16 protein-coding genes are annotated in these 24,279 nt (G+C 51.6%); 6 read left to right on the forward strand and 10 right to left on the reverse strand.

The genetic code is table 11. The annotated features are described in order from the left end of the window. Positions 1 to 43: 43 nt before the first annotated feature. Entirely contained in the window at positions 44 to 1,054 is a 1,011-nt protein-coding gene (locus tag DZC79_RS09260; protein ID WP_118951272.1) for a hypothetical protein, read from the forward strand. Between the two features lie 153 nt (positions 1,055 to 1,207). Continuing rightward, positions 1,208 to 2,287: a fatty acid desaturase family protein gene (locus DZC79_RS09265; RefSeq protein ID WP_118951273.1), complete on the forward strand. Its 1,080-nt coding sequence runs from the start codon at positions 1,208 to 1,210 to the stop codon at positions 2,285 to 2,287. A gap of 277 nt (positions 2,288 to 2,564) precedes the next feature. On the opposite strand, the gene DZC79_RS09270 is transcribed toward DZC79_RS09265, so the two are convergent. From DZC79_RS09270 to DZC79_RS09285, 4 genes are all read right to left on the reverse strand, one after another. Next, positions 2,565 to 6,281, reverse strand: a complete 3,717-nt coding sequence (locus DZC79_RS09270; protein ID WP_118951274.1) for a T9SS type A sorting domain-containing protein — start codon at positions 6,279 to 6,281, stop codon at positions 2,565 to 2,567. A gap of 27 nt (positions 6,282 to 6,308) precedes the next feature. Then, positions 6,309 to 6,974, reverse strand: coding sequence for a hypothetical protein (locus DZC79_RS09275; protein ID WP_157977031.1), 666 nt, complete (start codon positions 6,972 to 6,974; stop codon positions 6,309 to 6,311). A 707-nt stretch (positions 6,975 to 7,681) separates the two neighbouring features. After that, positions 7,682 to 11,095 (reverse strand): methylmalonyl-CoA mutase family protein, encoded by a 3,414-nt coding sequence (locus tag DZC79_RS09280; protein WP_118951276.1) that lies wholly within the window; start codon positions 11,093 to 11,095, stop codon positions 7,682 to 7,684. Between the two features lie 190 nt (positions 11,096 to 11,285). Beyond that, entirely contained in the window at positions 11,286 to 12,008 is a 723-nt protein-coding gene (locus tag DZC79_RS09285) for a hypothetical protein (protein ID WP_118951277.1), read from the reverse strand. Positions 12,009 to 12,658: 650 nt separating this feature from the next. On the opposite strand from DZC79_RS09285, the gene DZC79_RS09290 reads away from it, so the two are divergent. Both DZC79_RS09290 and DZC79_RS09295 read left to right on the forward strand, forming a co-directional pair. Beyond that, positions 12,659 to 13,120 carry a nuclear transport factor 2 family protein gene (locus tag DZC79_RS09290; RefSeq protein ID WP_118951499.1) on the forward strand — a complete coding sequence of 154 codons (462 nt, stop codon included), beginning with the start codon at positions 12,659 to 12,661 and terminating at the stop codon, positions 13,118 to 13,120. Next, a complete protein-coding gene (locus DZC79_RS09295; RefSeq protein WP_118951278.1) occupies positions 13,117 to 13,554 on the forward strand; it encodes a GNAT family N-acetyltransferase in 438 nt (145 codons plus the stop codon). The genes DZC79_RS09290 and DZC79_RS09295 overlap by 4 nt, the downstream gene beginning before the upstream one ends. On the opposite strand, the gene DZC79_RS09300 is transcribed toward DZC79_RS09295, so the two are convergent. Then, positions 13,551 to 14,204, reverse strand: coding sequence for a hypothetical protein (locus tag DZC79_RS09300; protein ID WP_118951279.1), 654 nt, complete (start codon positions 14,202 to 14,204; stop codon positions 13,551 to 13,553). The genes DZC79_RS09295 and DZC79_RS09300 overlap by 4 nt on opposite strands. 105 nt (positions 14,205 to 14,309) lie before the next feature. Next, on the reverse strand, positions 14,310 to 19,655 hold the full coding sequence (locus DZC79_RS09305; RefSeq protein WP_118951280.1) for a S8 family serine peptidase: 5,346 nt from the start codon (positions 19,653 to 19,655) through the stop codon (positions 14,310 to 14,312). Positions 19,656 to 19,906: 251 nt separating this feature from the next. Between DZC79_RS09305 and DZC79_RS09310 the strand changes: the two genes are divergently transcribed. After that, entirely contained in the window at positions 19,907 to 20,377 is a 471-nt protein-coding gene (locus DZC79_RS09310) for a hypothetical protein (RefSeq protein WP_118951281.1), read from the forward strand. A gap of 412 nt (positions 20,378 to 20,789) precedes the next feature. Here DZC79_RS09310 and DZC79_RS09315 read toward each other — a convergent pair whose 3' ends face one another. The 4 genes from DZC79_RS09315 to DZC79_RS09330 form a co-directional block, all read right to left on the reverse strand. Next, a complete protein-coding gene (locus tag DZC79_RS09315; protein ID WP_118951282.1) occupies positions 20,790 to 21,014 on the reverse strand; it encodes a class I lanthipeptide in 225 nt (74 codons plus the stop codon). A 686-nt stretch (positions 21,015 to 21,700) separates the two neighbouring features. Then, entirely contained in the window at positions 21,701 to 22,105 is a 405-nt protein-coding gene (locus DZC79_RS09320; protein WP_118951283.1) for a hypothetical protein, read from the reverse strand. Between the two features lie 48 nt (positions 22,106 to 22,153). Then, positions 22,154 to 22,531, reverse strand: a complete 378-nt coding sequence (locus DZC79_RS09325; protein ID WP_157977032.1) for a phage holin family protein — start codon at positions 22,529 to 22,531, stop codon at positions 22,154 to 22,156. Positions 22,532 to 22,552: 21 nt separating this feature from the next. After that, positions 22,553 to 22,750 carry a YtxH domain-containing protein gene (locus DZC79_RS09330; RefSeq protein WP_118951285.1) on the reverse strand — a complete coding sequence of 66 codons (198 nt, stop codon included), beginning with the start codon at positions 22,748 to 22,750 and terminating at the stop codon, positions 22,553 to 22,555. A 395-nt stretch (positions 22,751 to 23,145) separates the two neighbouring features. Between DZC79_RS09330 and DZC79_RS09335 the strand changes: the two genes are divergently transcribed. Next, complete coding sequence (locus tag DZC79_RS09335; protein ID WP_118951286.1) at positions 23,146 to 24,267, forward strand: AI-2E family transporter; 1,122 nt, start codon at positions 23,146 to 23,148, stop codon at positions 24,265 to 24,267. The last annotated feature ends 12 nt before the right edge of the window (positions 24,268 to 24,279 follow it).

The following is a 24,279-nucleotide window of genomic DNA, read 5'->3' on the forward strand; positions in this document are numbered from 1 at the left end:
TACCGGATTTTCCTAAATTGGACTGGCAATATCACACCTATCCATGACAAAAAGCCTGTCGCTATGCGGTCTGCTGATCGTTGCAAGTATGTGCCTGGCGTTCCAGGGCAAACGCTACGTGGTGTCGCGGGATGAAGCCCGCTACAAAAAAGAGAACGAGGCCATCGCGCAGCTGAATGCCTTGTTCTCCGCTCACCAATACGATTCGGCCATTCGGTTCTGCAACCGGGCGCGGAAAGAGAGCCTTCTGGATTACAGCACGCTGGAGCTGGCGCTGGCTACTGCCTGCTGGTACAAGAACGACCGCTCTACTGCTTACCTCTATGTACAGAACAGCGCGGACTACATCATGAAGCTCAGCGGCGGCGGAGGCGATCCCTTCCACATGCTCCGCGATTATACTTTCGGGCCGGCGCTGGCCGGTGATACTTTCCTGAACCGGTTGATCACAATGCGGCTATCGGATTACTACCGGTCCCTGGATTACTATCCCGAACGCAGCACCGGCCTGAAGCTGATGCTGCTGGATGAGCAGCTGCAGCGATGCCGCGACCAGTATGCCTACGAGAAAAAGCATTTGCCTAAAGAACAGCTGCCGCAGGCTGAAGAACGCTACCATGAAGCCATGAACGAATGGTCCGGCCAGTTTATGGCGCTGCTGCAGGACAATCAAAAGCTGTTCACCAGATCTGCGATCGGCCCGGCAGCAGAAAAGCAAATGTCGATGATCCTGAATCTCGACAAGCCGGAGTACCTGAAGGCTTGTCTGCCCCTGGTACAGCAGGCCTGCCAGGCAGGTGACCTTTCTACCGACAGCTATGTCGAAGCCCTGATTGCCGAATGCCGGCTTACTGAGCCCGATAAGCTGGATGAAAGCCGTATGCGCGATTCCCTTTGCCGCATCCATCGTTGCAGGTCGGTTATTTACGACAGCACAGGCCGGGGTTATTCGTATTACGAAGGCAAATACATTACCATGAAAAGCGATACTCTTTTTTACAGGAGCAGCGACAGCACAAAGACCATTATTGTCCAGCCCTATCCAGTTCGCTGACCATTACGGTAGTGGCAGGGGATAGCTGATGCCCGCCATCAATAACAGGGATTACCGTTGGGCTATATGAATATTCGATGCATGTAAATGAGGAACTACGGGAAATTTTTCCGACATTCGTGCCGCAAAATTAATTCCAGGTTAACCGTATTCATGAGCACAACAAACGCGCTTCCTAAATTTCCAGGCACAAAGCATTCCCTGCATCAGGAACTGAAACACCGTGTACAGCAGTACTTTACGGAGAACAACCTGAAGCAGACCGGAAATTTCGCGCTATGGCATAAAGCGATCGTGCTGGTGCTGGGCTTTGTGGCGCTGTACCTGCACCTGCTCATTTTCCAGCCGGCCTGGTACTGGGGCATCCTCGAATGTGCTGTGCTGGGCTGCATTATTGCCTCTATCGGCTTTAACGTGATGCACGACGGCGGACACGGCAGCTTCAGCGAGAGCAAGACGATCAACAAGATCGCTTCCTGGTCGAGCAGCATGCTGGGCGCCAGCCAGTTCATGTGGAACATGAAGCACAACATGATCCATCATACCTACACCAATATCGATGGTGTGGACGATGATATCGAGATCGGTGCGCTGATGCGCATGGCGCCTACGCAGAAGCACTATAAGCTGCACCGTTTCCAGCATATCTACTTTGTAATCCTGTACATGTGGATGTATATCTTCTGGGTGTTCTTCAGCGATTACAACAAATATTTTTCCCGTAAGATCGGCGATATGCCTTTAAAAAAGATGTCCGCAGCTGATCACCTGCGGTTCTGGATCGTGAAGCTGTGGCATGCCGCGGTATTCGTGGTGATCCCGATCATCGTGCTGGGCTGGCTCGAATGGCTGATCGGTTTCCTCACACTGAGCCTGGTGGGGGGCTTTATCCTCAGCATCGTTTTTCAGTTGGCGCATACCGTGGAAGATGCGCATTTTCCCGTAGCTGACCAGGAGACCCATAAGATGCCCGATGAGTTTGCCGCGCATCAGATCAAGACCACAGCCAATTTTGCCACCAAGGATAAGATCATCAACTGGTTTGTGGGTGGCCTCAACTTCCAGATCGAGCACCATTTGTTTCCCAAGATTTCTCATATTCACTACCCTGCGATCAGCAAGATCGTGAAGAAAGTATGCCAGGAATACAAGCTGGAATACATCGAATATCCCACCATGCGCAAAGCCGTGCTGGCACATGTCAATTTCCTGCGGGACATGGGGAGGGGCTAGTTTTTTTAACAGCTGGATATCAGATTTTAGACTATAGAAATAAAGAAGCGCTCCAACATGGAGCGCTTCTTTATTTCTTACCTGGAAATATTTATAGAACAGTCAGGATGTTCCTTCACGCGAAGCATCCCGTTTCGGGATAAAATAGCCATTCTTTTGCAGGAATACAAAACACAGTCTGCGGTATACATTGCATCGCTTTACATCGGCGGCAGGTACCAGCTAAAACGGCAGCAACGATGCGCTGCCGTTGAAGTATGTCTCTGCCCAAGGGTCATTACCGCTTTACGATCTTACCCGTATAGTAGGTATTATTGCTGAAAAGAACTTTCACAGCATACACTCCGGGAGGCAAGGGTCCCAGGTGTATCGTGGCCGCTTTAAGTTCGCCGTCCTGTGCAGCGCTATCGCGGTGCCGTACCAGGCTTCGGCCGTTGAGGTCAAACAGCTCGATCAGGATAAGGCCTTTGCTTTTGGCATGGTAAACCATCTTACATTCATCCTGCGTAGGATTGGGATACAACTTCATCCCTTCGGCAACACTGATGCCCGTTACCTTGCCGGACACAGTTTCGCTGCTGTCGGCGGGAGCGGCAGGCCGGCCCGACGTATTCGCGACCGAACTGATTTGACCAGGCTGGTGGGTATTACAATAGGTATTCATCAGGCTTCTGATAGCCGCTGCCGTATCGCTGCCGTTGAGTACGTGATTACTGCCGAAAAACGTATTATTAACACGGCTGTAATTAAACTGTGCCGCCAGCGTTTCCACCGGTGTCGCGCCATTCAGGCTGGCCCTGATCGTGATTTGCGCCGGAAAGCTCATGGTCGTAGCGGAGCCTTCATAATTGCCGTCGGGCGATTTGCCTGCAAGCAGGCTGAAGTTTACGACCAACGCTACCTTAATCCAGTTAGACAGCCTGGCCGTGTATTGTGCGTCGCTCAGGTTGCCGCCGCTTTTTACGATATTGCTGTCGATGGTTTCCCAGTCTACCAGGGTACTCACATCCGATATTGCGGGCAGGCGATCATAACTATCCAGGGCCGATTCGCTGTTGCTGAGCACATAGGCACGCGTGGCGCCGCTATTCCGGGCCACACCGCCGGTATCGTAGGTAGTAACCGCCAGCTGTACGCCGGGCATCATCTGTAAGGCCCCGGCAATCCGGCTATTGGCTGCAATTACAGGGTATTCTTTCAGCGCTACCTGTGCGGTATGTCCTGACACAGCAAGACCTGCCACAGGTGTCGTCAGCAGGTTATACAGGCCCATGGGTTCGTTGTACATAGGGAAGTCGCCTTTAGCCCCGCTGCCCGGCCGGAACTCTGGCGCAAACTTCGCATTTTTAGATCCTGGTGTAGTAAAGAATACATTGTTGAAGACAGGACTCTGGATGCTGAGTGTACCCTGGAGCGCCAGATCCGAATAGACCAGGCTTGGCTGGGGATCGGGCATACTGACCCGGATGTTTTGGTCCGGTTGATCCTTCAGGTTCTCATAACGCAGCTGTAATGATCGGGCCGACATCGCCGTACCACTGGCCTCCGTATATTTTCCGGCAGCTTCCACTAACTTTCCGGCAGCCTTCATCGCTTTTCCGGGACTGCCTCCGGTCAACAGGGAGAAGGGTCCCATACTCGCATCCGCCATTTCGCCAAGGCCGCCGATGAGCGTACCGCTGGCCACGATAAAAGTACCGGTAGCCTTAACCGACTCGCTGGTCCATTTCAGATAAGCCTCTTCCCGCTCCCAGGGCGATACCTTCTTACCGGGCAGGGTAAACCGCGCATAGTTTTTCATACTGTCAATACCCCATTGCCGGTAATTGTTGAACGTAAGATCGCCCATGGACTGGCTCAGGTTGCCGTAAGTGCCATTGAGCGCTCCCGCGAGGAAATTACCGTTCTTCGACATCCAGTCATTGATGGCAGCGCTACCGGGAATGCTGCCACCCAGCGAACGGCCTACAATCGACATCGTGCCCTGCGTCAGCTTATCGACCTTTACCTGTATGGCCGATTCGAAGAAGGCCACACAGGGATCGTAGTTCATCTGGAAATCGGTATAATAGAAACGGCCCGACGAAGTAGAATTCAATTGCTGGGCCTTATAATAGTCTGGTGCAGTCAACGCTATATCATCAAGCGGCTTGCCCTGCAGGTAGCTGCTCCAGAGGAAAGGGGGTTTATATTTACCATTGGTTCCGTTACCATTGTCGCCGTACATGCCCAGGTTCGCTACCGAAAGCGTGAGCTTGTAATTGTTGGCAATGGAGTTATTGTTCAGGTAGACGAATACCCGCAATGTACCCCGGTAGCGGTTATACAGGATCATATACGGCTCTGCCCTCAGGTTGTTGACTGCGATCTCCGAACCGTCGTTCTTATAGCCCAGGTCGGCCTTGATAAGCTCCCAGCCGGAATAGGGATTATTGCCTTCACCGCCCAGGTGTTTACCGGAGGCATTGTACTGAGCCGATATACCTTTGAATTCGGGGTAATTATTGAAGAAAGGACTGTTCACCGTTTCGGCTACCGCAGTACCATTCGCTTTGTAACGCAGCTTATAGGTCTGCGACCGCCAGTCGAAGTTATTGATCATGCCTCCGGCATCAGGCGACAGCGGCAGATCGGGATTGGTAGCGGTAATGAAGGGCGCCTGGGTACCCGCCGTGCTATTGGAGAACAGCCAGTTACCAGGTTTATAGCCGACCAGTATCGTATCCTGAATCTGCAAGCGAGCTACCAGGCCGGCTTTGCTGCCCAGGCCTTCCGACATGATGCTGTGCACCGGCACATCGTAGAAGACCGTAGAGGAGGTGGTCCCGCTGACCGACTGGCTCACCTTCATCTTACCGCCCTCTACAGATACGACCAGGGGATAGTTTTTCAGGAAAGTACCGGCTGTGCTCAGCGTATCGGTAAAGCCGTCTTTTATAGCATAGACTTTGTTATTGGCTACCCCGATACCGAAACGGGGCAAAGCCGCCCGGTCGCCTATATTGTTTTGCAGCGTGCTTTGGCTATAGGTCACCTTTTCGTACGACAGCCAGCCGATATAGGCATTATCGGCTCCCGACAGGTCCACCTTCAGCAGGGTATCGTTCTTCAGGTCCCGCACGAAGGCATGATAAGAAAGCAGCACATCCTTAGCCTTATTACCGGCTTGTGTATTCCGGCTGATCCGGGTAAGCTTCTCCCCTGCATTTAAACTAAGCACAATATTATGATAAGCTGAGGGCTGGAAGGGCACTGACTGAAAAGGGCTGATGCCACCGGGATAACTATAGGATTCTACTCTATAAGTTGCTTCCTGCTGACTTCCTGCCGCAAAGTCGGTAAGATCACAATCATAGCACCATACGAGAGGCATCTGATCTGCTGTTTTGAGATAATGACCGGGCTTGGATGCGATGGAAAAAGCGCACAATTTTCGTCCCGGAATGGTCCAATCGACCGAAGCGGAATCGCTGGCTGCCGGCCCGATATTGTGTACCATGTTGTAACGGGGTATCAAAAAGTTCAGATAATGGGCCACCCCCGGATTGGTCTCATAGCCATTCTGGTCCAATTCAGGAGCTTCGTAAAGTCTGGCATTGTGCGGAAGGCCATTCTGATTATCATCGGCAAAACCTATCCAATTTTTATCCGCCGCGCTAACTAATGCAAAAGCCCCCTGGTTATAATCCTGGACCAGGAACCAAAGCTGGTATTGCAGGGGGATGTAACTGGCATTTTGCTTTCTGAACATTATGTAATGATGGGTACTTTCATCAAAATGCTCATTGGTTAAAACTTCATCACCAACAAATGGCGCTCTGGCACTTTTCGCAACATTCCTATGTATAATGACCAGGCCTTTGATCTGCTGGCCGGGATATAGTTCCGGAAACTTAATATCTGGTACGGTCTGTGCACTGGCCGACGGAAGCACGAACAGGCATAGCCATACCGGCATCAGCAGGAGGCTGACGCGATATACAAAATAGTTCATATGATCTTATTTTTAAGAAGGTGAGGATTATTGTGCGGCAGCAGCCAGTTTCGCTTCCAGTTGCTTGATCCGATCATTGAGCTGGATGATATATAGGCTCAGCTCTTCCACCTTTTCCAAGGTCGATACGCTCACTTCAGCCAGGTTCAATCCTTTGCTCAGCACTTCCTTTTCTGAAGGCATACCGGGCAGCTTGTGATGTTCCTGCACGAAGCCCGCCAGGGCATCGATGGAGCGAAGCTTATAGGAAGGAGCAAACACATAATCGGGGAAAGAGGAGGCGTCGGTCACAAAGCCGGTTGCTTTTACTCTGCCGTTTACGGCCAGCTTTTCTACAGCGGTATCCAGGCCGATGGCTATATTGCCGTTCTGCAGCACGCGCAGGCGATCGGTCATAGTACCGGACGCATCGGAGGCGATAGCAAATACAGTACCTGTGGCCGTCTTTTTTGTACGCAGCTGGACCAGCTCCTGATAGCCGGTACCGTTGGTATTATTGGTATTAGCCGAAAAGCCAATGTGCCAGGAATCTGTAGTGCCCGATTTGGCATTATGCAGCTTCAGCATCTTGTAGGAAGAGCTTGTTGCCGCGTCAGTAGTACCCAGGTAGGCGATCAGGCTGCCTCTGACGGCCAGACGATCGATATCGGCATCAGGCGTATTGGTTGTGGCTCCGGACAGATCTGCCGGCATACCCAAACCAAGATTACCAGTTAAGTTAAATTTCTGAATTGAAATGCTATCAGCAACCAGACTTTTACCAGTTATCTTACCTGTAATCTTAAGACTATCGCCCATAAAGTACTGTGCAACAGCTGTATATTTTGACCTTAGACTATCTGATATTATAACGCCACTTGCATAGATCGGTTTTTGCGAATAAAAACCGTCGTATTTAAACACATACCGATAATTAGCTAACGTAGGATCAACTGTGCTGACCCATGGGTTCTGAGAATAGTGGTATAAATACAACTCCGCCGGAATAGCAACCGGACGATTCCGGCCATTAGCAGAGTATATTGACGTCCATGGTCCTTCGGTGCCACCTGTATTCCAGTTTAATGCAGGGTTTTGCGCCTGTGCCGCCATACTGCCGCCGGTCAGCAATGCGCCGGTAATTAACCATTGTTTGATTTTCATTTTGTAAAAGTTTTAAGTGTTTGAAAAAAATATCGGGGCAAAAATAGCGGGGCGCCTTAAAGCGTGAACATATTTTATGTAATTAAATTATTAACAAATAGCTAATTACAACTTGCTTAGAAATAAAAATAAAAATACTACATAAAAATGGAGCATATTTTTTGAAAGTCCGAAATTATCGGAGCAATTACGGAAAGACACAAAAAAAGCTACCCGGCCATTGGCCGGGTAGCTTTACTCAACTTCAAGATTTCATCTTACATATTCCTCCTGTACTGACCACCGACTTCGAACAAGGCTTTGGTGATCTGTCCCAGGGAACAGTACTTCACCGTCTCCATCAGCTCTTCGAAGATATTCTCATTGTGTACCGCTTTCTGCTGCAGCTTACGGAGCATTTCCGCGCCCTGGTCGCCGCTGCGGGTCCACAGGCTTTGTACGCTCTGTATCTGGAATTCCTTTTCTTCCGTGGTCGAACGGATGACTTCCGAAGGGATCACCGTAGGTGAGCCTTTGGCGCTCAGGAAGGTATTCACACCGATGATAGGGAACTCACCGGTATGCTTCAGCATTTCGTAGTACAGGCTTTCTTCCTGTATCTTGCCGCGCTGGTACATGGTTTCCATAGCCCCCAGCACACCGCCGCGCTCGGTAATACGGTCGAATTCGGCATATACCGCTTCTTCCACCAGGTCCGTCAGCTCTTCAATGATAAAAGAGCCCTGCAGCGGGTTCTCATTCTTGGCCAGGCCCAGCTCTTTGTTGATGATGAGCTGTATGGCCATAGCCCGGCGCACACTTTCTTCAGTAGGTGTAGTAATCGCCTCATCGTAGGCGTTTGTATGCAGGGAATTACAGTTGTCATAGATCGCATACAGGGCCTGCAGTGTGGTACGGATATCGTTGAAGTCGATCTCCTGCGCATGCAGGGAACGGCCCGAAGTCTGAATATGGTATTTCAGCATCTGCGAGCGCTCATTGCCGCCATACTTCAGCTTCATTGCCTTGGACCAGATACGGCGGGCCACACGGCCGATCACGCTGTACTCAGGGTCAATACCATTGCTGAAGAAGAAAGACAGGTTAGGAGCAAAGTCGTCGATATGCATACCGCGGCTCAGGTAGTACTCTACAAAAGTAAACCCGTTGGAGATCGTAAAGGCCAGCTGCGATATCGGGTTGGCGCCGGCTTCAGCAATGTGATAGCCGGAGATGGATACCGAATAGAAATTGCGTACGCCTTTGTCGATGAAGTATTGCTGCACATCGCCCATTACCCGCAGCGAGAATTCCGTAGAGAAAATGCAGGTGTTCTGTGCCTGGTCTTCTTTGAGGATATCGGCCTGAACCGTACCCCGTACGGCTTTCAGGGTATCGGTCTTGATCTTTGCATAAATGTCGGCAGGCAATACCTGGTCGCCGGTAACACCCAGCAGCATCAGGCCCAGGCCATTGTTGCCCTCGGGCAATGTGCCCGCCTGACCTTCGGCCGGCTTACCGGCGCCTACATTGGCGCTGTAATAAGGACGGGGCACGCCTTTCTCTTTATAGATCGCATCGATCTTCGCATTCACTTCCTCTTCCAGGCCATTGGCTTTGATGTACAGCTCACACTGCTGATCAATGGCCGCATTCATAAAGAAGGCGGTGATTGTAGGTGCAGGACCGTTGATCGTCATCGATACTGACGTTTTCGGATCGGCCAGGTTGAAGCCGCTATACAGCTTCTTGGCATCGTCCAGTGTGGGGACGCTTACGCCTGAGTTGCCGATCTTACCGTAAATGTCGGGACGATGGTCGGGATCCTGACCGTAGAGGGTCACACTATCGAAGGCTGTGCTGAGACGGGCGGCGGGCAAACCTTTGCTCACATAATGAAATCGTTTGTTGGTACGCTCGGGGCCACCTTCGCCGGCAAACATCCGGGTAGGATCTTCACCTTCGCGCTTGAAAGGATAGATACCGGCGGCATAAGGAAACTCGCCGGGGAAATTTTCAGTCAGCGCCCATTTCAATATTTCACCCCAGGCTTCAAACTTGGGTACGGCCACTTTGGGCACTTGCGTATGCGACAGGGATTCGCTATGTGTTTTGATGCGCAGCTCCTTATCCCTTACTTTGAAGACGTAGAACTCATCCTGGTAGTGGCGCTTCTTGGCCTCCCAGTTCTGCAGCAGCTGCAGGTTTTTAGGATCTATCTCCAGGGTTATTTTGGTATAGAGCTCTTCCAGCTCTTTCACCAGGCGGTCCTTATCCTCGATCTGCGCAGCTTGCAGGGTGTCAATAGTCTTGCGGATGCCAAACAGCTTCTGCGCGATATCGGCCTGCTCCTGTGCCTTTTTATCGTAACCACGGTTGTTCTCCGCGATCTCGCTCAGGTAGCGGGTGCGCGCCGGCGGAATGATGAAGATTTTCTCGCTCAGCTCTTCGCTGGGATGAAAGTCGGATTTCAGATCGGCGCCGGTCTTGGCTACGATCACATCCATCAGCGCACGGTACAGGGTATTGGTGCCCGGGTCGTTGAACTGGGAAGCGATGGAGCCGTACACCGGCATGCTGTCAGCATCTTTATCAAATAGCTTATGGTTGCGCTGGTATTGCTTTTTCACATCGCGCAGGGCATCCATAGCACCGCGCTTGTCAAACTTATTTACGGCTACGATGTCAGCAAAGTCAAGCATGTCGATCTTCTCCAGCTGGGTGGCAGCGCCGTATTCAGGCGTCATTACATACATGCTCAGGTCGCAATAGTCGGTGATCTGCGTATCGCTCTGACCGATACCCGAGGTTTCCAGGATGATGAGATCGTACTGAGCGGCCTTTAAGATATTCACCGCATCGTGAATATATTTAGATACTGCCAGGTTGCTTTGACGGGTCGCCATGGAACGCATGTATACGCGCTCATTGCGGATGGCATTCATGCGGATGCGGTCGCCCAGCAAGGCGCCGCCGGTCTTCCGCTTGGAAGGATCGACAGAGATAATACCGATGGTCTTGTCTTTAAAGTCGAGCAGGTAACGGCGTACGATCTCGTCGACCAGCGAGCTTTTGCCCGATCCGCCGGTACCGGTAATACCCAGTATCGGTGTTTTGCTTTCTTTGGCTTGCTCATCGATCTTTTTCAGCATAGCCTGTGTCTCGGGCAGCTCCGAAAAGTTCTCGGCGGCAGAGATCAGCTTACCGATATCGCGGGGATTCTTATCGTAGATATGCCCCACCTCGCCGTTCAGACGGTTGCCTGTAGGGAAGTCGCTCTTCTGCAGCAGGTCGATGATCATGCCTTCCAGGCCCATAGCACGGCCGTCATCAGGCGAGTAGATCTTCGTAATACCATACGCATGCAGCTCCTCGATCTCGGTAGGCAGGATGACGCCGCCACCACCGGCAAAGATGCGGATATGGCTGCAACCTTTCTCTTTCAGCAGGTCGTACATGTACTTAAGATACTCTACGTGACCGCCCTGGTAGCTGGTCATGGCGATTGCATTGGCATCTTCCTGTATGGCGCAATCCACTACTTCCTGCACGCTGCGATCGTGTCCCAGATGGATCACTTCGGCGCCATTGGCCTGCATAATGCGGCGCATGATATTGATGGCAGCATCGTGGCCATCGAACAGCGACGCGGCGGTAACAATACGAATCTTATTTTGAGGCGTATATGACATAAAAACAAAAACTGACCAAGAAATGACTTGTCCGGGTGGCAAAATTACGATATTAATCCTGCGTTTTCAAGGGTTTTCATGGTTGCTGTATACGGACCAGGTAAAGCCCGGCACCGCTGCTGTTGCTGCTTCACACCGGAGAACTGCCATTTGCAGTAATTAACGGCAGGGCAGCATACCCGCCGGCGCATCACTTCTTTAAGCGCCGCCAATCGCGGGCATAGCGCGTTTTAAGGGAGTCTTTTACAGCTGCGGGAAACACTTCATAGGGAATACTATCCGTTTCCGGCCGGATGGCATAGGTTGCGACCTCATCATCCTCGTCGAAAACAAGATCGTGATTACTATCCTGCTGCACCGTCATGAAGACCTTACCGGAAGCTGCGATATATGTCCAGCCGATCACATGGCCTCCGGCCGGAGAAGCCCGGCGCATATGATAACCTTCCCTGTCGGTAAAGAAAAGGGATACCGGGTCCTTATCCGTAAACAACTTATCTGTATCGTGATCTTCGGCCGTGATCCGGTAGAAGATATAGGGCGGAACTGCGCTATCTGCTGTACCATTTCCCTCACCGGTATATACGCCGTGGATCAGCATTTTGTGATCGCCGAGCAGATGATGCGTATTCGTCCGGGTATCCAGGAAGAGCAGGTTCCAGTCTGTAGCATAAGGCATCTCTTTGTAAGAAGCACTGCCGCCTTTGCGCACGTGCTCGCCCATACCCAGGTGGAACATCAGTATTCCGCTGTGGCCGATCTCCTCGAATGAAGTGGTCTGAATATTAAGCCGTTCTTCTGCGCCCGCCACTGTCGTCGCCTGCGAAGCTACCCTGGCCGGACGATGTACACAGGCGTATTGGGTGATTAAGGCCAGGCTTAAAGCTGCGCGTACTAAATGATATTTTTTCATGAAATTTATTTCTGGGCATTATCTCTTGACAAGGGAAGTTAAGGAAGATTTTTTCCCCGGAAGATACTTAAGCTGCCTCCGGCAATAAAGTTTCCAAAGACCTGAACATCGGCTGGCTGCAGCTATTATTTAGCCTTCCTGGTTTTGCTCCTGCGGAGCAAGCTTATGTTTTGTAAATGCTATATACCTCCGCCCTCAAAACCCTATCCGCTACTGCCGGTGTTATCACCGGCGTAAACAATGCAATTCCCCAAATGTTCCGATGGATCCCACCAAAAACAAATTTCCCCGAAGCGCTCCTGCTCAGCACTTCAGGGAAATATACACAAATCAACTGCACATTGTAAAGGCATAGCTTGCATTGCAACAGGCATTGTACAAAATGCATTTTCCTAAAACCAAACAGTTGCCCTCTGTACACATACCTCCTGCTTCGTTGCAATGCTTTGCTCAGCTTGCACCAGGCTGACACGCCTATGCTTTACAGGGTAAAATTAGGACGCCACGCCAGAATGAACTATACCCGGAATCCGGTAAATTATGCTGCTGCAGCCTTATCACATTATCCGGGTTTCTCTTAACTTCATACCATGGCAATAAGTATACTTTGCAATAGCGCATAGACAATGCTTTCCGCTTTATCTTTTCCTATGGACCACAAGACACTGATTGAACAATTCTATTCGGCCTTTGCCCGGGCCGATGCAGCAGGCATGGTGGCCTGCTATGCACCGGATATCGTTTTCCAGGATCCGGCTTTCGGCCGGCTCGAAGGAGCAGCTGCCGGCGATATGTGGCGCATGCTGGTCAATCCGGGGCTGCAGCTTGTTTTTGACCATGTGTGGGCCGAAGGTGATAAAGGCGGCGCACGCTGGGAAGCACATTACCGCTTCAGCCAAACGGGCAGAACGGTTGTGAACCGGGTCGAGGCGTCCTTTGTATTTCGTGAGGGCAAGATCATCAGGCATACCGATCATTTCAATTTCTACCGTTGGTCGCAGCAGGCGCTGGGACTGCCCGGATGGCTGCTGGGATGGTCGCCCTTCCTGAAAAATAAAGTAAGACGACAAGCGCTCCGTAAACTACAGCAGTTTCAACTATCCCACTCATGAGCATCGAGATAAGACCCATGCAAATGTCTGATGCTGCCGCCGTTAACCGGCTGGCAGCGCAGCTGGGCTATCCGGATACTATCGAAGCAACGGAACAACATATCGCCCGGCTGTTGCCGCAGCAAACACATTGCCTGCTGGTAGCCACCGATAGGGATACCGTGATCGGCTGGCTGCATGCGCTGGAGATCACCTGGCTCGAAGCCGGCACCTTCACAGAGATAGCAGGGCTGGTGGTAGATGAACAGCAACGCGGCAAACGGGCCGGCGAAAGCCTGGTGAACGCCGCGTTGCAATGGTGCCGCGACCGGCGTTGCCATAAGGTTTGCCTACGGAGCAATGTACGCAGGATTGAGGCCCACCGGTTCTACCGGAGGCTCGGCTTTGAAGAGATCAAGGAAAGCAAGATATTTGAAATGCTGTTGCAGTCTTAATTGAGGTGAAACCGCACCAGGCGCTTTTCCCGGAAAGTGCTCGTCGCGATAAGATAAACCGGCAGGGTTTCGGAAACGATACCGACATGCAGACTGTAACGCCGGTGCGCATAAAGCTTTTTTCCAGTGCCATTAACAAGGGGCCATATTTCCACTGTTCTTTTGCAATCGAGGGTAAGGAAAAGCCCTGCAGGCACCGCTGTCGTACGATAAGCGCTGTCCATCTGGTCGGTGACCCAGGCCACCGTATCCGGGCTTCCGCCCAGCTGTATGGGGTAAGAGGCAAAAGGAGATTGATTTTCTTCTGAAGAGAACCAGATACGTCCTTCTATATCGATGATAAAACTGAGCGAGTCCCGTAGCCATTTTCCACAGGTATAACCACCAGTTGGCCCCATTACAGATCCCAGGTAATGATACGTCTGCCCCCTTACTACCGTATCGTCGCCGACATAGCAGCTGTCGTATTCGGCTGTGGGGTTGCCGTTACCGGAACTGTCGACATCAAAGATCTGGTAGATCCAATAGTTGCCCGCTTTCAGCGCCGCATAACTTTCATAGGTCTCTTCAGGGGCAGGATTGTTCCGCTTGCAGGAAACATACAGACAGCCGAAAGCGGCCACAAATGCTATAAGCATTTTAGGATTCATGGACGAGGGGATTTTGATTTATTAACGCGCCATTACCTCGTTTATTGCCTTCTTTACGACGAAGGGCCCGGCTAAGCGGGCCCTTCGCTATGCGTATCCTTCAGGCTACTGGAAGACTACCTTAAACTCCCATTTGTCCTTACCGCTCACTACACGCAATATATACAACCCCGGTGTCAGCGGTATCTTCGACAGATCGAAGCTGTACTTGCCGCTGTAGTTATTGTCGTTGGCATAGCCCGAGTATACTTTTTGCCCTACGGATGTAAAGAGCGACCATTGCAGACCATCGCCGGTACCTTTGAACCAGTCCAGGTTCAGAATACCGTTGCGTACAGGGTTAGGATATACGATCACGGAACCATCGGCATCGCTCCAGTCCACCCTGCGGATAAGACTTACATATTGCCTGCCATTCTGCATAGTGTAGCGGATGCGGTAGTATGCCGCCGGACCGTTGAGCACCGGGGTGTCGATATAGCTGTAGCCCTGACCGTTCTGGCCTACCGCATTAACGGTAGCGACGGTTTCGAACGCAAGCGTAGCATCGGCGCGCTGCACTTCGTAGCGTACTGTTTGTACATCGATATAGGAGGTCCAGCTGAGCAGCGCCTGGCGGGCGCCGTAGTGTTGGGCAACAAAATCGAACAGGTTGGCCGGCAGGAGCTGATCGCCGGTAGGACCTCCGTCATTGAACCAGAACTCAGAAAAGGATTTCACCTTGACCTCCGCATAATAGCCGATATCGTAAGGAACCCACCTGATCTTTTCTTTGGCAATAAAAGTATAGCTTCCGTTCTGGTTATCGGTCAGGGTATTGTTCTCAACCGTTTTATCCGGATCATCGTACTTGGTGATTCCCAGCGCCTGCACCTCCCGTGGTTTACTGCAGGAGTAGCATTGCTCATCATCACGAATGATACCCATGGCTTCGTCAGGTATATAGAAGCGCAGCAGTACACTGTCTCCTGGCGCCTGTGCGGTTTGTACCACAAAATTTCTGGGCAGGTAATACTGTGTGCTGTCGTCGTTGATGAATTGCGTATGCTTATAATCCTGCACGGTTGTGCTGCCCAAAGCTGAGGTGCCGTTGACGAGCCCTAACCCTATAGCGGTGCCGCTGATCCAATCGGCCTGCTGGCCCGCAGCAATGTCCTTGCTGATAGCGACGGGAAATTGTTGCTGGTCAAAGATCGGGTGCTGCAGATCGTAGATATGAATGTCGTCGACCGCTATGCCTTCCCGTTCGGTGCCCTGGTCGGATTGCAGCACAAAGCGGATAGAGATCACCGGCCCGTCTTTTGGCAGCGGTATGGTGGCGACATGCCAGTAGTCCTGGCGGGAACGGGCCCAGGCCTGCGCCACTTCGTTGTCGTACCAGTTGGTGCCCAGCCCCGAAGCGCCCAGCCTTTTCCAGGTCTGTCCATCATTGCTGTATTCTACATAAGCCTCATCAAAAATATTGTTTCCATCGGGATCCTCTATATCCGTAGCCAGGTTAAAGCTCAGCATCGGCTGTGCCATACCCGAGATGTCGAAGCAGGGACTGTACAGATAGGCGTTCTCCAACCGGCTATAGCTGCCGCTCAGGTTGGTTTTCCAGGCTTTGGCGCCACTCGCTGCATGGTTGATCAGCGGCGATGAAGGGGTACCGTAGGCCCAGCTGCTGTTCCGGCCCTCAGCGTAGAAGTTGCCGTCATTGTCTTCAAAGGTCTGCAGGTAAGGAAAAGCCGCGATCACAGGTTGATTGCGAACGCCAAAATTCATAATGCTGTCGTTGAGACGATAGGTATCGGTGGCCACATAGATCCACGCAGAAAGGTTATAACGGGTGCCTGTAGCCGACAGATTCATCGGCTGGCTGAAGGTGTAGCTGGCCGTATCTTTTCCTCTTATCGAATCAATAAGACCGGAAGCTACAGGCTGGCCATCCACCTGGTAAAATACGGCAACATTGTATACCGTATTGTTGACCCCATTACGCACCCTGATCTTCATGGGCACCTGGTCGCCTAAGGCACAGTTGTAATGATACAGGGAATCTATTGCCAGCAGCTGCACATCATCCGTTACGAGGTAGAGCTTGAAATTATCCATGGTAAAGCCATTGCCAAAATAGGTAGCGGCGATACGGGAGGTATCATATTGGGTAAAGCGGATCTGCGTGCCGGATGAAAAATTCTGCCCGCCGGCAGACAGCACATCTGTGAGGGAAAGCGATCCCGAATGGTATACCATACCCAGGTTATTGGTATCGATCTGGTAGTCGAGCAAAGGCAGCCAGGGATCGTTTTCGCTGCCCCGTACCCATACCTTGTTACCGGTATCGAATTTAGGTACGCCATGCAGCAGGTAGTCAAACTCGCAGCGCACTTCCCAGTTGCTCGTAGTGTACTGGCTCAGGTTAAAAGTGCCGGTCAGGGTGTTGTAGCTGCTGCCGGCAATATCGTACATCTGGTTGCCGGCATTGTCCATGCTGACCGAGCGGTTACCCGATATGGTAACGGCGCTGTTCACAAAGGTCTGCAGACGGCCCTTGGGCTTGCTTTGCGTGAAGTCCCACTTGTCGGCGCCGTCGATGCCCATGATACTGCGGCCGGTAACGGACTGGCTGCCGGTTGCTTCAAACCCTTCGTCATAGCCGTTGCTGAGGTTCATTACCGGGTTGGCGATCTGTTTAATGGAGATGACCGCAGTGTCGTTAACCGCCACCGGATCGGCCAGGGCCAGGTTGCTTACCGCGACACGGAGCTGGTAGCTTCCTACGGCAGACAGATCGATATTGCCCAGGGTAATCTGCCGGTTCCCGGCAGGGCTTATGGGGTCGGTATACACCTGGCTTTGCCAGGCGCCGCCGTTCAACTGGTAAGCTACGCGATATTGGTTAGCCATTTGATCGTCAAGATTACTGATCAGCACCACCAGGGGCTGCGCGGCGCCCAGGCTGCTTGCGGTGAATTGCCTTCCGCTGCCCGGCGCTTGTATGCGCGCCAGCCGCAGGTCGCCGTGGATTGTCGTTCCGGTGCATTGCCCGTCGGATGGCCTGCGGTTGATTGCTACGGAGCGGATACCCGTGCTGCCATTGATCAGCGGGGCTACGGCCACCCAATAGACGCTATCGGGATCCAGGCCCGTGTAGGTATAGCTCGTGGCGGTCACCGTAGTTAACGGTATCATGTCCACGCCCGATTTTTTATAGATACGATAGCCACCGGCTCCGACAATGGCGTTCCAGCTGATCTTAATCGCACCCGGGCATTGCTCGCTCTGCGGATTTAGCGTGGCTACCGGCCTCCCGGCCATAGTAAAGGCCCTGCTCTGCGATTGCTGCGCTGTATTGCTGCGCTGTACCTTTACCAGGCATTGGCTGGAGGCGATACCGGCAGGCGGATACCAGACGTAGTTCCGGATACCGGCGCCGATATTATTGGCGATCGTATTCCAGCTGCCGCCATTGTCGGTCGAGTAGGACAAGGTAAAAGGATCAGCGCCAGCGGAAGCTTCCCAGTAAATGCGCATGGAATCGGCGGCATCGATGGCTTCTCCGCCAAAGGGATATTGTAAAGTGACGCCGTCGGGAATAAAGTCGTAAGCTACAAAAAATTCCTGGTTGATCTCCGGCACGTTGAAGCCTTTTACCTTGACCGTATAAGCGCCGGCAGCAGGGTTATCGAGCGTTACCTGCTCTACGTTATTCCGCCGATCTACCCCGGGTGCAGCAGGTACTGTTACCTGTCCGGGTGCGGAATTCAGCACCAGCGGGAGTACTGTGGCCGACGAGGGCGTGGTTACCGTGAGGTCCAGGTCATTGATCAGGTTGCTGGCGCTGAGCGGGGCTGCTGCGGGATCATTCCAGTACAGCATGATCCTCGCTTTGCTGATGCCTGCAGGGATATTGACGGTGAAGCTCTGCTCCTGGGTGGTATTGATGGTACCTGAGAAATATTGATTGCCTTCCATCATGGTCAGCGAATGGCCCACATTCATCAGGCCGAAGCCATAGCGGAAGTCGGGACCGGGGATATCAAGATCGGTGGCGCCGTTCATCAACAGGGCTTTGACCAGGGCGCTTTTAGGATTGGTGCCGCTGTGCAGCTGACGGTACCGCTGGTACAGGAGCGCTGCGGCGCCGGTGACATTGGGACAGGCAATGCTGGTACCCGAGTTGGTCTGGTAGTTGTTGTTGTCGATCGTGGAGATCACATTGAGCCCTACTGCCGTGATCTCGGGCTTCAGCCTCCCGTCCTTTACCGGTCCGCGCGCGCTGGTGAGGTGCTCCAGGAGCGGCGTTTTGCCGATATCGCCTACAGTCAGCACGTTCTTCGAAACCTGGTATGAGCCGGCCACGGTTGCATAGCCCGTAGGGTAAGGGCTACAGGTCATTTTACCGTCATTGCCTGCGGCAAAGATGGTGAGCAGCTCGGGCATATCGCGCATCTGCTGGTCGCAGTATTGCGTGTACACATCGTAGGTGCCGGCATAGCTGCAATCGCCCAGGATATTACCGTAGGAGTTGTTGGAGGTGACCATACCAAAATCCTGGTTATAGGTAGCGCCGTTGGCAATGATCTGGCTGAAGAAATCTTCCACCAGGTCGGCGCGAGGGGCAAAGCCTTTATACCGCTCATCCCTGATGCCATTACCTGCCGTGGTACCGGTCGTGTGAAAAGCATGCGTCGTGGTAATAATAGGATTAAAGCTTCTGATCCGGTCGATATAGTCGATATGATCGGGGTCAGAATTATCGCCTACACCTATGGTAACGCCTTCGCCGTGCAGGTCGCGCCCGCCAAGCGCCACAGGCTGATGCATCAGCTGCGCATTGGTAAAGCCTATGGCCTGGTTATTGAGTGTCTGGGGGGTAAATAAAGGGTTGATGAAGCGGACAAAAGGTTCCGTCGCCAACGCCGCCAGCTGATCTGCAGCGAGCGATACCTGCCACAGGTCCTGCGCACGCCAGCTTTGCTGAGCATCGGGATGTAAGCCATAGGCGGAAAGCTTTTCCCTCAGCTCAGCCTCACTTGTACCTTTCAAGACAGAGATCAGAACGGTTTGCAGGCCGGCGCCGTAATTCCCGCGGGGCTGCAGCATCGGATGAATTTTATCGGTTGGCGCAACAACAGCCCAGCCGTCGATGCCCGTGGTTTCGGGTAGAATGGCGCTGGTGCAGACCGCAAGGTAGACATTAGCCTGCACTGGCCATTCAAGACTTATGCCCACCGCCGTCAGCAGCTTCCGGTCAGGCGGCCGGTCAAAGTGCAGGTAAAGCTGTACACTCCCCTTTTCCTTCAGTCCATCCTGCAATTCCTGGCGGAGCATCACCTTGTCTTTCGCTAGCGGGATATTTCGTCCCGGCAGCTGCAACCTGAGCTCCCTTGGCGCAAGGGTTTGGGCCCATAAGCCGGAGAGTGAAAAACATAATGTTAAACCCAGCGTAAAAATCTTTCTCATAAATCGTAGTTAAACCTTGGCCAGTAAGGATTTGAGTACTAAAAATACAAATTCAGGCGTTAATTAATATTAACTGTTATTAACTATCTCGACCCCAACCCCCGCCTGAAAAGACAGGTCTTTTTAATAGGAGGATAGTGGTAAGTACAATTTAGAAAAAAACAACAGATATTCTTTGTTTTTAAAAATATTAAATTTTATCTTGTTCTTTAATTGCAGTACACATTACTCACTCTTAAACAAAATGTACTATGCTCTTTCAACGTACTTACCGTTACAATACTCCGCTTTCTGCGGAAGACATCAGGCAGCGTCTTTTAGGAAAGCATATACAAGTTCATCATTTAGATTTTGAGATACTGGAAAGGGAACAAATGCTGAAGATCATCCCTCACGCCGAGGATGCCAACGGCATTAAGACCTTACCGATTACACATGTGGAAATGCAGGGCATGGGCACTTCCGGCACTAAGGTAATTGTTACCTCCAAGCCCAGGAAGATCGATGTAGGCGGCCCCTACCTCATCATCATCTTCTGCCTGTTCTGCATTCTTGGCGCCAGCCTCTTCTATGTTATGAACCCTTCGGAAAGCTACTGGCCTTCCCTGGCCATGATCGGAGTAGGGCTGCTGATCTTCGTTATCTTCTGGCTGCGTATGGAAGCCGGGTATTTCGATTATACCCGCAAGATACGCGACTTTGTGAAGCATCACGTACGCTAGCGCCTGCCGCCTGGCACAGCAAAAGCCGGCATTACCGGCTTAAGATATCTTTGTCCTTCTGCTTTCCGGCGGAAGGACTTTTTTTGTCCTTCCAGCAGCGACGCAGCGGATCGGTTGGAGCGCGATAGCGATCTGAACAGTGACAGGCTTACTCACAGAGGCTCAAAGACGCGAAGTGGTGTTTTATAACTATTCCGTAGTCGCTTTATCCTGTAGAGGCAAAAGGTTTGTAGGTAAATAAATGACAATTTATGAAACTGCCCTGTAGGGGCAAAACCTGCGTCGCGTTATGCGCAATAATATCAATAGGCACACGCAAGGACGTACGCCAGCGAAGGAAGTTTGTGCACAAAGAGAAGAGACCGCCTCATAGTTAGAAGGCGGTCTCTTTTTCTGCTTAGCTGCCGCGACTTTAGCACACGGTATAGCCAGGTTGCGTAGAAGTGGGTGTACAAAAAACGCATAGCGAATCCACAGGTTGCTGCGTGAATGTCGGTGTGCAGAAAACACAGATGGAATCCTGGGGAACATCGGTACGGGCGCCGCCAGCTACCTTGGTTTGCTGACCGGCATCCAGGCTACCCAGGTTCTCTTTGTTCAGGGCTAATTTTCTGAGATTAATGTTTCTTTTTTTCATGCTTTTGCGTTTGGGATTTAGTTAAATGCAAATATAGCGGCCACCACTGCACTATCTATGCAGCGGCCCGGTGATGAGATTTTAATCGTGCATTTGGGAGGGAACGCAGGGCGGAGGAGCGAAGAACGTACAATGCAGCCGTAGCTATCTTCAGAAAATTGTGGATCAAGTGGAAAATATGGGGGATTACAGGAGGTGTACGGAATGAGCTATGAGAGCTTCAATCATACGATAGGACAAGACAGCGCAGTCCGGGCCTGTACTGCTTATACTCAAACTTTCCCGGCCCCACAGGATCGGGAAGGCCTGCAGAAGATCCTATAGCTACCCGCGCTATAGGCTCCGTAGGAGCCAAAGGTTTGTAGCGCCAGCAGGAACAAACATAGCTTTGCTCCGTAGGAGCAAAACGAGGGTTGCTGAAAAGGATATGCATCCAGCCGCCGTTCAGGCCGTTGCACGTCCCCGACCGACCTGGCCGTGCAGCTGCGGTACAAACTCACCCATAAGTACTGAAGCATTCCATCCTCTGGGTTCTGAACCGATGCTCCGGACTTCCTCAGAGCATACTTATATTGTATCCTCTCCAATTTTTACGCTTGATCCCAGAAAAATCTTGTCTTCGCCCGGCTGATCGGCATAAAAAAACCGGCTATTCAGCCGGCAGATAAGTATTGCGTCATTTTAGCCTATCCAGGTAGACGGGCCGGGGCTCTTTTTCTATGTTTCAGTGTTGTATATAGCTTCTTTCCCAGGAACCAGGCCAGGTTAAAGGCCTGCCAGCGGAGGAAGGATATGCCGATCTTTTTCGCGGTATTTTTGACTGCTGGCTTTGCCAGCAAACGGCTTACGCCACTCTTCGTCTTTTTCAGCTTTTTCCTTTTTACATCTCCCGCCAGGTAAGCGGGTTCGGTAGATGACCGTTTACCCCGACGCTTCAGCCAGCTTCCAATCAACGAAATGGCCAGCTGCTGCGGGTTAACAATGCCCAGCACATCGTCTTCCAGGCGCCGCATCTTCAACTTAATACGTTCCTGCTCCAGGTCCAGATCCTTCAGACTGTTCACATGTTTCCGCGTATATTTTCTAGCCATAGTTGTAGGGGGATCATTGTCGTTGCAAAACACCGGAAGCCGCAGCCGTTAAGCGTTGCTGCCATCCGCATCGTCTCTCATCCGTTTTTCATCCTTTTGCTTGGTCAGCAACCAGGCCAGCTTACCGGCGAAGAACCGGATAATAGACTTGCTGGCCATAAAGACGAACACAGAGCAGATCAGTATCACAATGGCGGTACAGAAGTACCCCAGCGCATAACTGTTGAACCATTGATTGAAAAGCTCAGCCAGAGCCAGGAAGACAAAGAAGATGATCAGGAAAACCAGGAAAATGGCAATGATCATAAAGGCGAAATAACCCATTACATTCACGAGGCGCTCGATAACTTCCAAACGGGCAAGCTCGAAACGCAACTGTATGTATTGGGTTATTTTCTCCTTAAGCGAACTGATAGGATTCTTCAAAATGCTTTTGTTTTATATGACTTAAGCGCTGAAAATTTCGTCTTCAATATCAGATGCTTTGCGGCCCAGCTTCGCTTTGAGCCTGTCGATGCTGTTCTTCAGGCGGTCGACCTGCTCCTGGCGTTTGTCCTTGTCGGTACCCAGAACATAGCCTACGGCAGCGCCAACGGCCGCGCCGATTAACAAAGTCGCTACTGTTTTTCCTGCATTGTTTGCCATAACTAATTGATTTTAATTGTGAAATTTTTGAATTGGACTACAGACAAAACTACAATCTTCAAACAAGATTGTTCGGAAGCCCGTATCTTTTAATAAAACCTTATCATTTTGCGACAAAATTCATAACCCCTTAGCTGGCAACCGCTTATCATGTCAATGCCTTGCCGTCACAAGGGATCGCCGGGATATCGCCGCCTCCAGCCTTTTGCATACGGATCATTCACTTTAACCAGTGTAGACCGCAGTCTGTACGGAACAAAATATTAACTGCCGCCGGCAAGTAAAGATAGGATAATCCGGCTAATAAATATTCTTCTTATCTTAGAGACATCGCTGGCAACCGTACAACTTTTGCAGCACTTCATGGTTATAGCAAACAATTTTCCGACCGGCTTATGGATATCTTAAAGACAAATGGGTTGAAACAGGTAACCCTGTTGCTGCTTATCGCCTTTATCGGCATTGTGCTGATATGGCAATTGCAATATTTTATCCCGGGCTTCCTGGGAGCGATCACCCTGTACATCCTGCTGCGGCAGTATTATTTCCGGCTTACCATCAAGCGGCGCTGGAAAAAATGGGTAGCTGCCGTGACCCTCATCTTTACCTGCGCGATCGTTTTTGTGCTGCCGATATGGCTGCTGGTCGAACTACTGATTCCCCAGTTCACTTACGCCTTCCAGCATTCCGGTGAGCTGGTAGCGGAGGGCAACCGCCTCCTGTCGCTGGTAAAAGAATACCTCCCCCGGCTTAAGATCGACGATCAGCAGATCCAGCAAGGCATTCAGCGCGCGGCGATGGTCGTCCCCACCTTTCTTTCCGCTACACTTAATGCGACCACCAGCGTGATGATCAATGTACTGACAGCCTTCTTCATTCTCTATTTCATGCTGCTGAGCGGCAGGGAAATGGAACGCCGTATGGTGCGCCTGCTGCCGCTTAAAGATGCCAACATCAATTCGCTTTGGTCCGAGACCCGGAACATGGTTATCTCCAACGCGATCGGCATACCGGTGCTGATGCTGTGCCAATGCCTTATTGCCGTGATCGGCTACTGGATATTCGGGGTGAAGCAGCCTTTGATATGGGGTGTGCTCACCGGCGTGGCCTCTATTATTCCTATGGTGGGTACGATGATCGTATGGGTGCCGATATGTATCGTGGTGATCGCCGGCGGCAAAGTGGGCATGGGTATCGGCCTGGCTTTGTATTGTGCCGTCGTTGTATCCAATATCGATAACGTGCTGCGCTTTACGATCCTCAAAAGGATTGGTGATGTGCATCCGCTGATCACCGTATTTGGTGTAATCGTAGGTCTGCAGCTGTTCGGCATTATGGGCCTTATTTTCGGGCCGTTGCTGCTGGCCTATTTCATCCTGCTCATTAAAGTGTATCGTCTCGAGTTCTCTTCGTCGCCCGGCGAAGCCGAAGGCGCTACGGTAGTACAGCAGGAAATTGTACAGAGCGGGACGATAAACGAAGTCAATATCAGCAACCGCCCGCCGGCAGAAGATTAGGGCTGGTTTATT

The sequence above is a fragment of the Taibaiella helva genome (genome assembly GCF_003545695.1).
In the GTDB taxonomy this organism is placed as follows: Bacteria; Bacteroidota; Bacteroidia; order Chitinophagales; family Chitinophagaceae; genus Taibaiella; species Taibaiella helva.

Bases quoted from the DNA above. Each gene is read 5' to 3' on its own strand.
- DZC79_RS09260 (WP_118951272.1), top strand. From the start codon at position 44: ATGACAAAAAGCCTGTCGCTATGCGGTCTGCTGATCGTTGCAAGTATG.
- DZC79_RS09265 (WP_118951273.1), top strand. From the start codon at position 1,208: ATGAGCACAACAAACGCGCTTCCTAAATTTCCAGGCACAAAGCATTCC.
- DZC79_RS09270 (WP_118951274.1), bottom strand. From the start codon at position 6,281: ATGAACTATTTTGTATATCGCGTCAGCCTCCTGCTGATGCCGGTATGG.
- DZC79_RS09275 (WP_157977031.1), bottom strand. From the start codon at position 6,974: ATGCCGGCAGATCTGTCCGGAGCCACAACCAATACGCCTGATGCCGAT.
- DZC79_RS09280 (WP_118951276.1), bottom strand. From the start codon at position 11,095: ATGTCATATACGCCTCAAAATAAGATTCGTATTGTTACCGCCGCGTCG.
- DZC79_RS09285 (WP_118951277.1), bottom strand. From the start codon at position 12,008: ATGAAAAAATATCATTTAGTACGCGCAGCTTTAAGCCTGGCCTTAATC.
- DZC79_RS09290 (WP_118951499.1), top strand. From the start codon at position 12,659: ATGGACCACAAGACACTGATTGAACAATTCTATTCGGCCTTTGCCCGG.
- DZC79_RS09295 (WP_118951278.1), top strand. From the start codon at position 13,117: ATGAGCATCGAGATAAGACCCATGCAAATGTCTGATGCTGCCGCCGTT.
- DZC79_RS09300 (WP_118951279.1), bottom strand. From the start codon at position 14,204: ATGAATCCTAAAATGCTTATAGCATTTGTGGCCGCTTTCGGCTGTCTG.
- DZC79_RS09305 (WP_118951280.1), bottom strand. From the start codon at position 19,655: ATGAGAAAGATTTTTACGCTGGGTTTAACATTATGTTTTTCACTCTCC.
- DZC79_RS09310 (WP_118951281.1), top strand. From the start codon at position 19,907: ATGCTCTTTCAACGTACTTACCGTTACAATACTCCGCTTTCTGCGGAA.
- DZC79_RS09315 (WP_118951282.1), bottom strand. From the start codon at position 21,014: ATGAAAAAAAGAAACATTAATCTCAGAAAATTAGCCCTGAACAAAGAG.
- DZC79_RS09320 (WP_118951283.1), bottom strand. From the start codon at position 22,105: ATGGCTAGAAAATATACGCGGAAACATGTGAACAGTCTGAAGGATCTG.
- DZC79_RS09330 (WP_118951285.1), bottom strand. From the start codon at position 22,750: ATGGCAAACAATGCAGGAAAAACAGTAGCGACTTTGTTAATCGGCGCG.
- DZC79_RS09335 (WP_118951286.1), top strand. From the start codon at position 23,146: ATGGATATCTTAAAGACAAATGGGTTGAAACAGGTAACCCTGTTGCTG.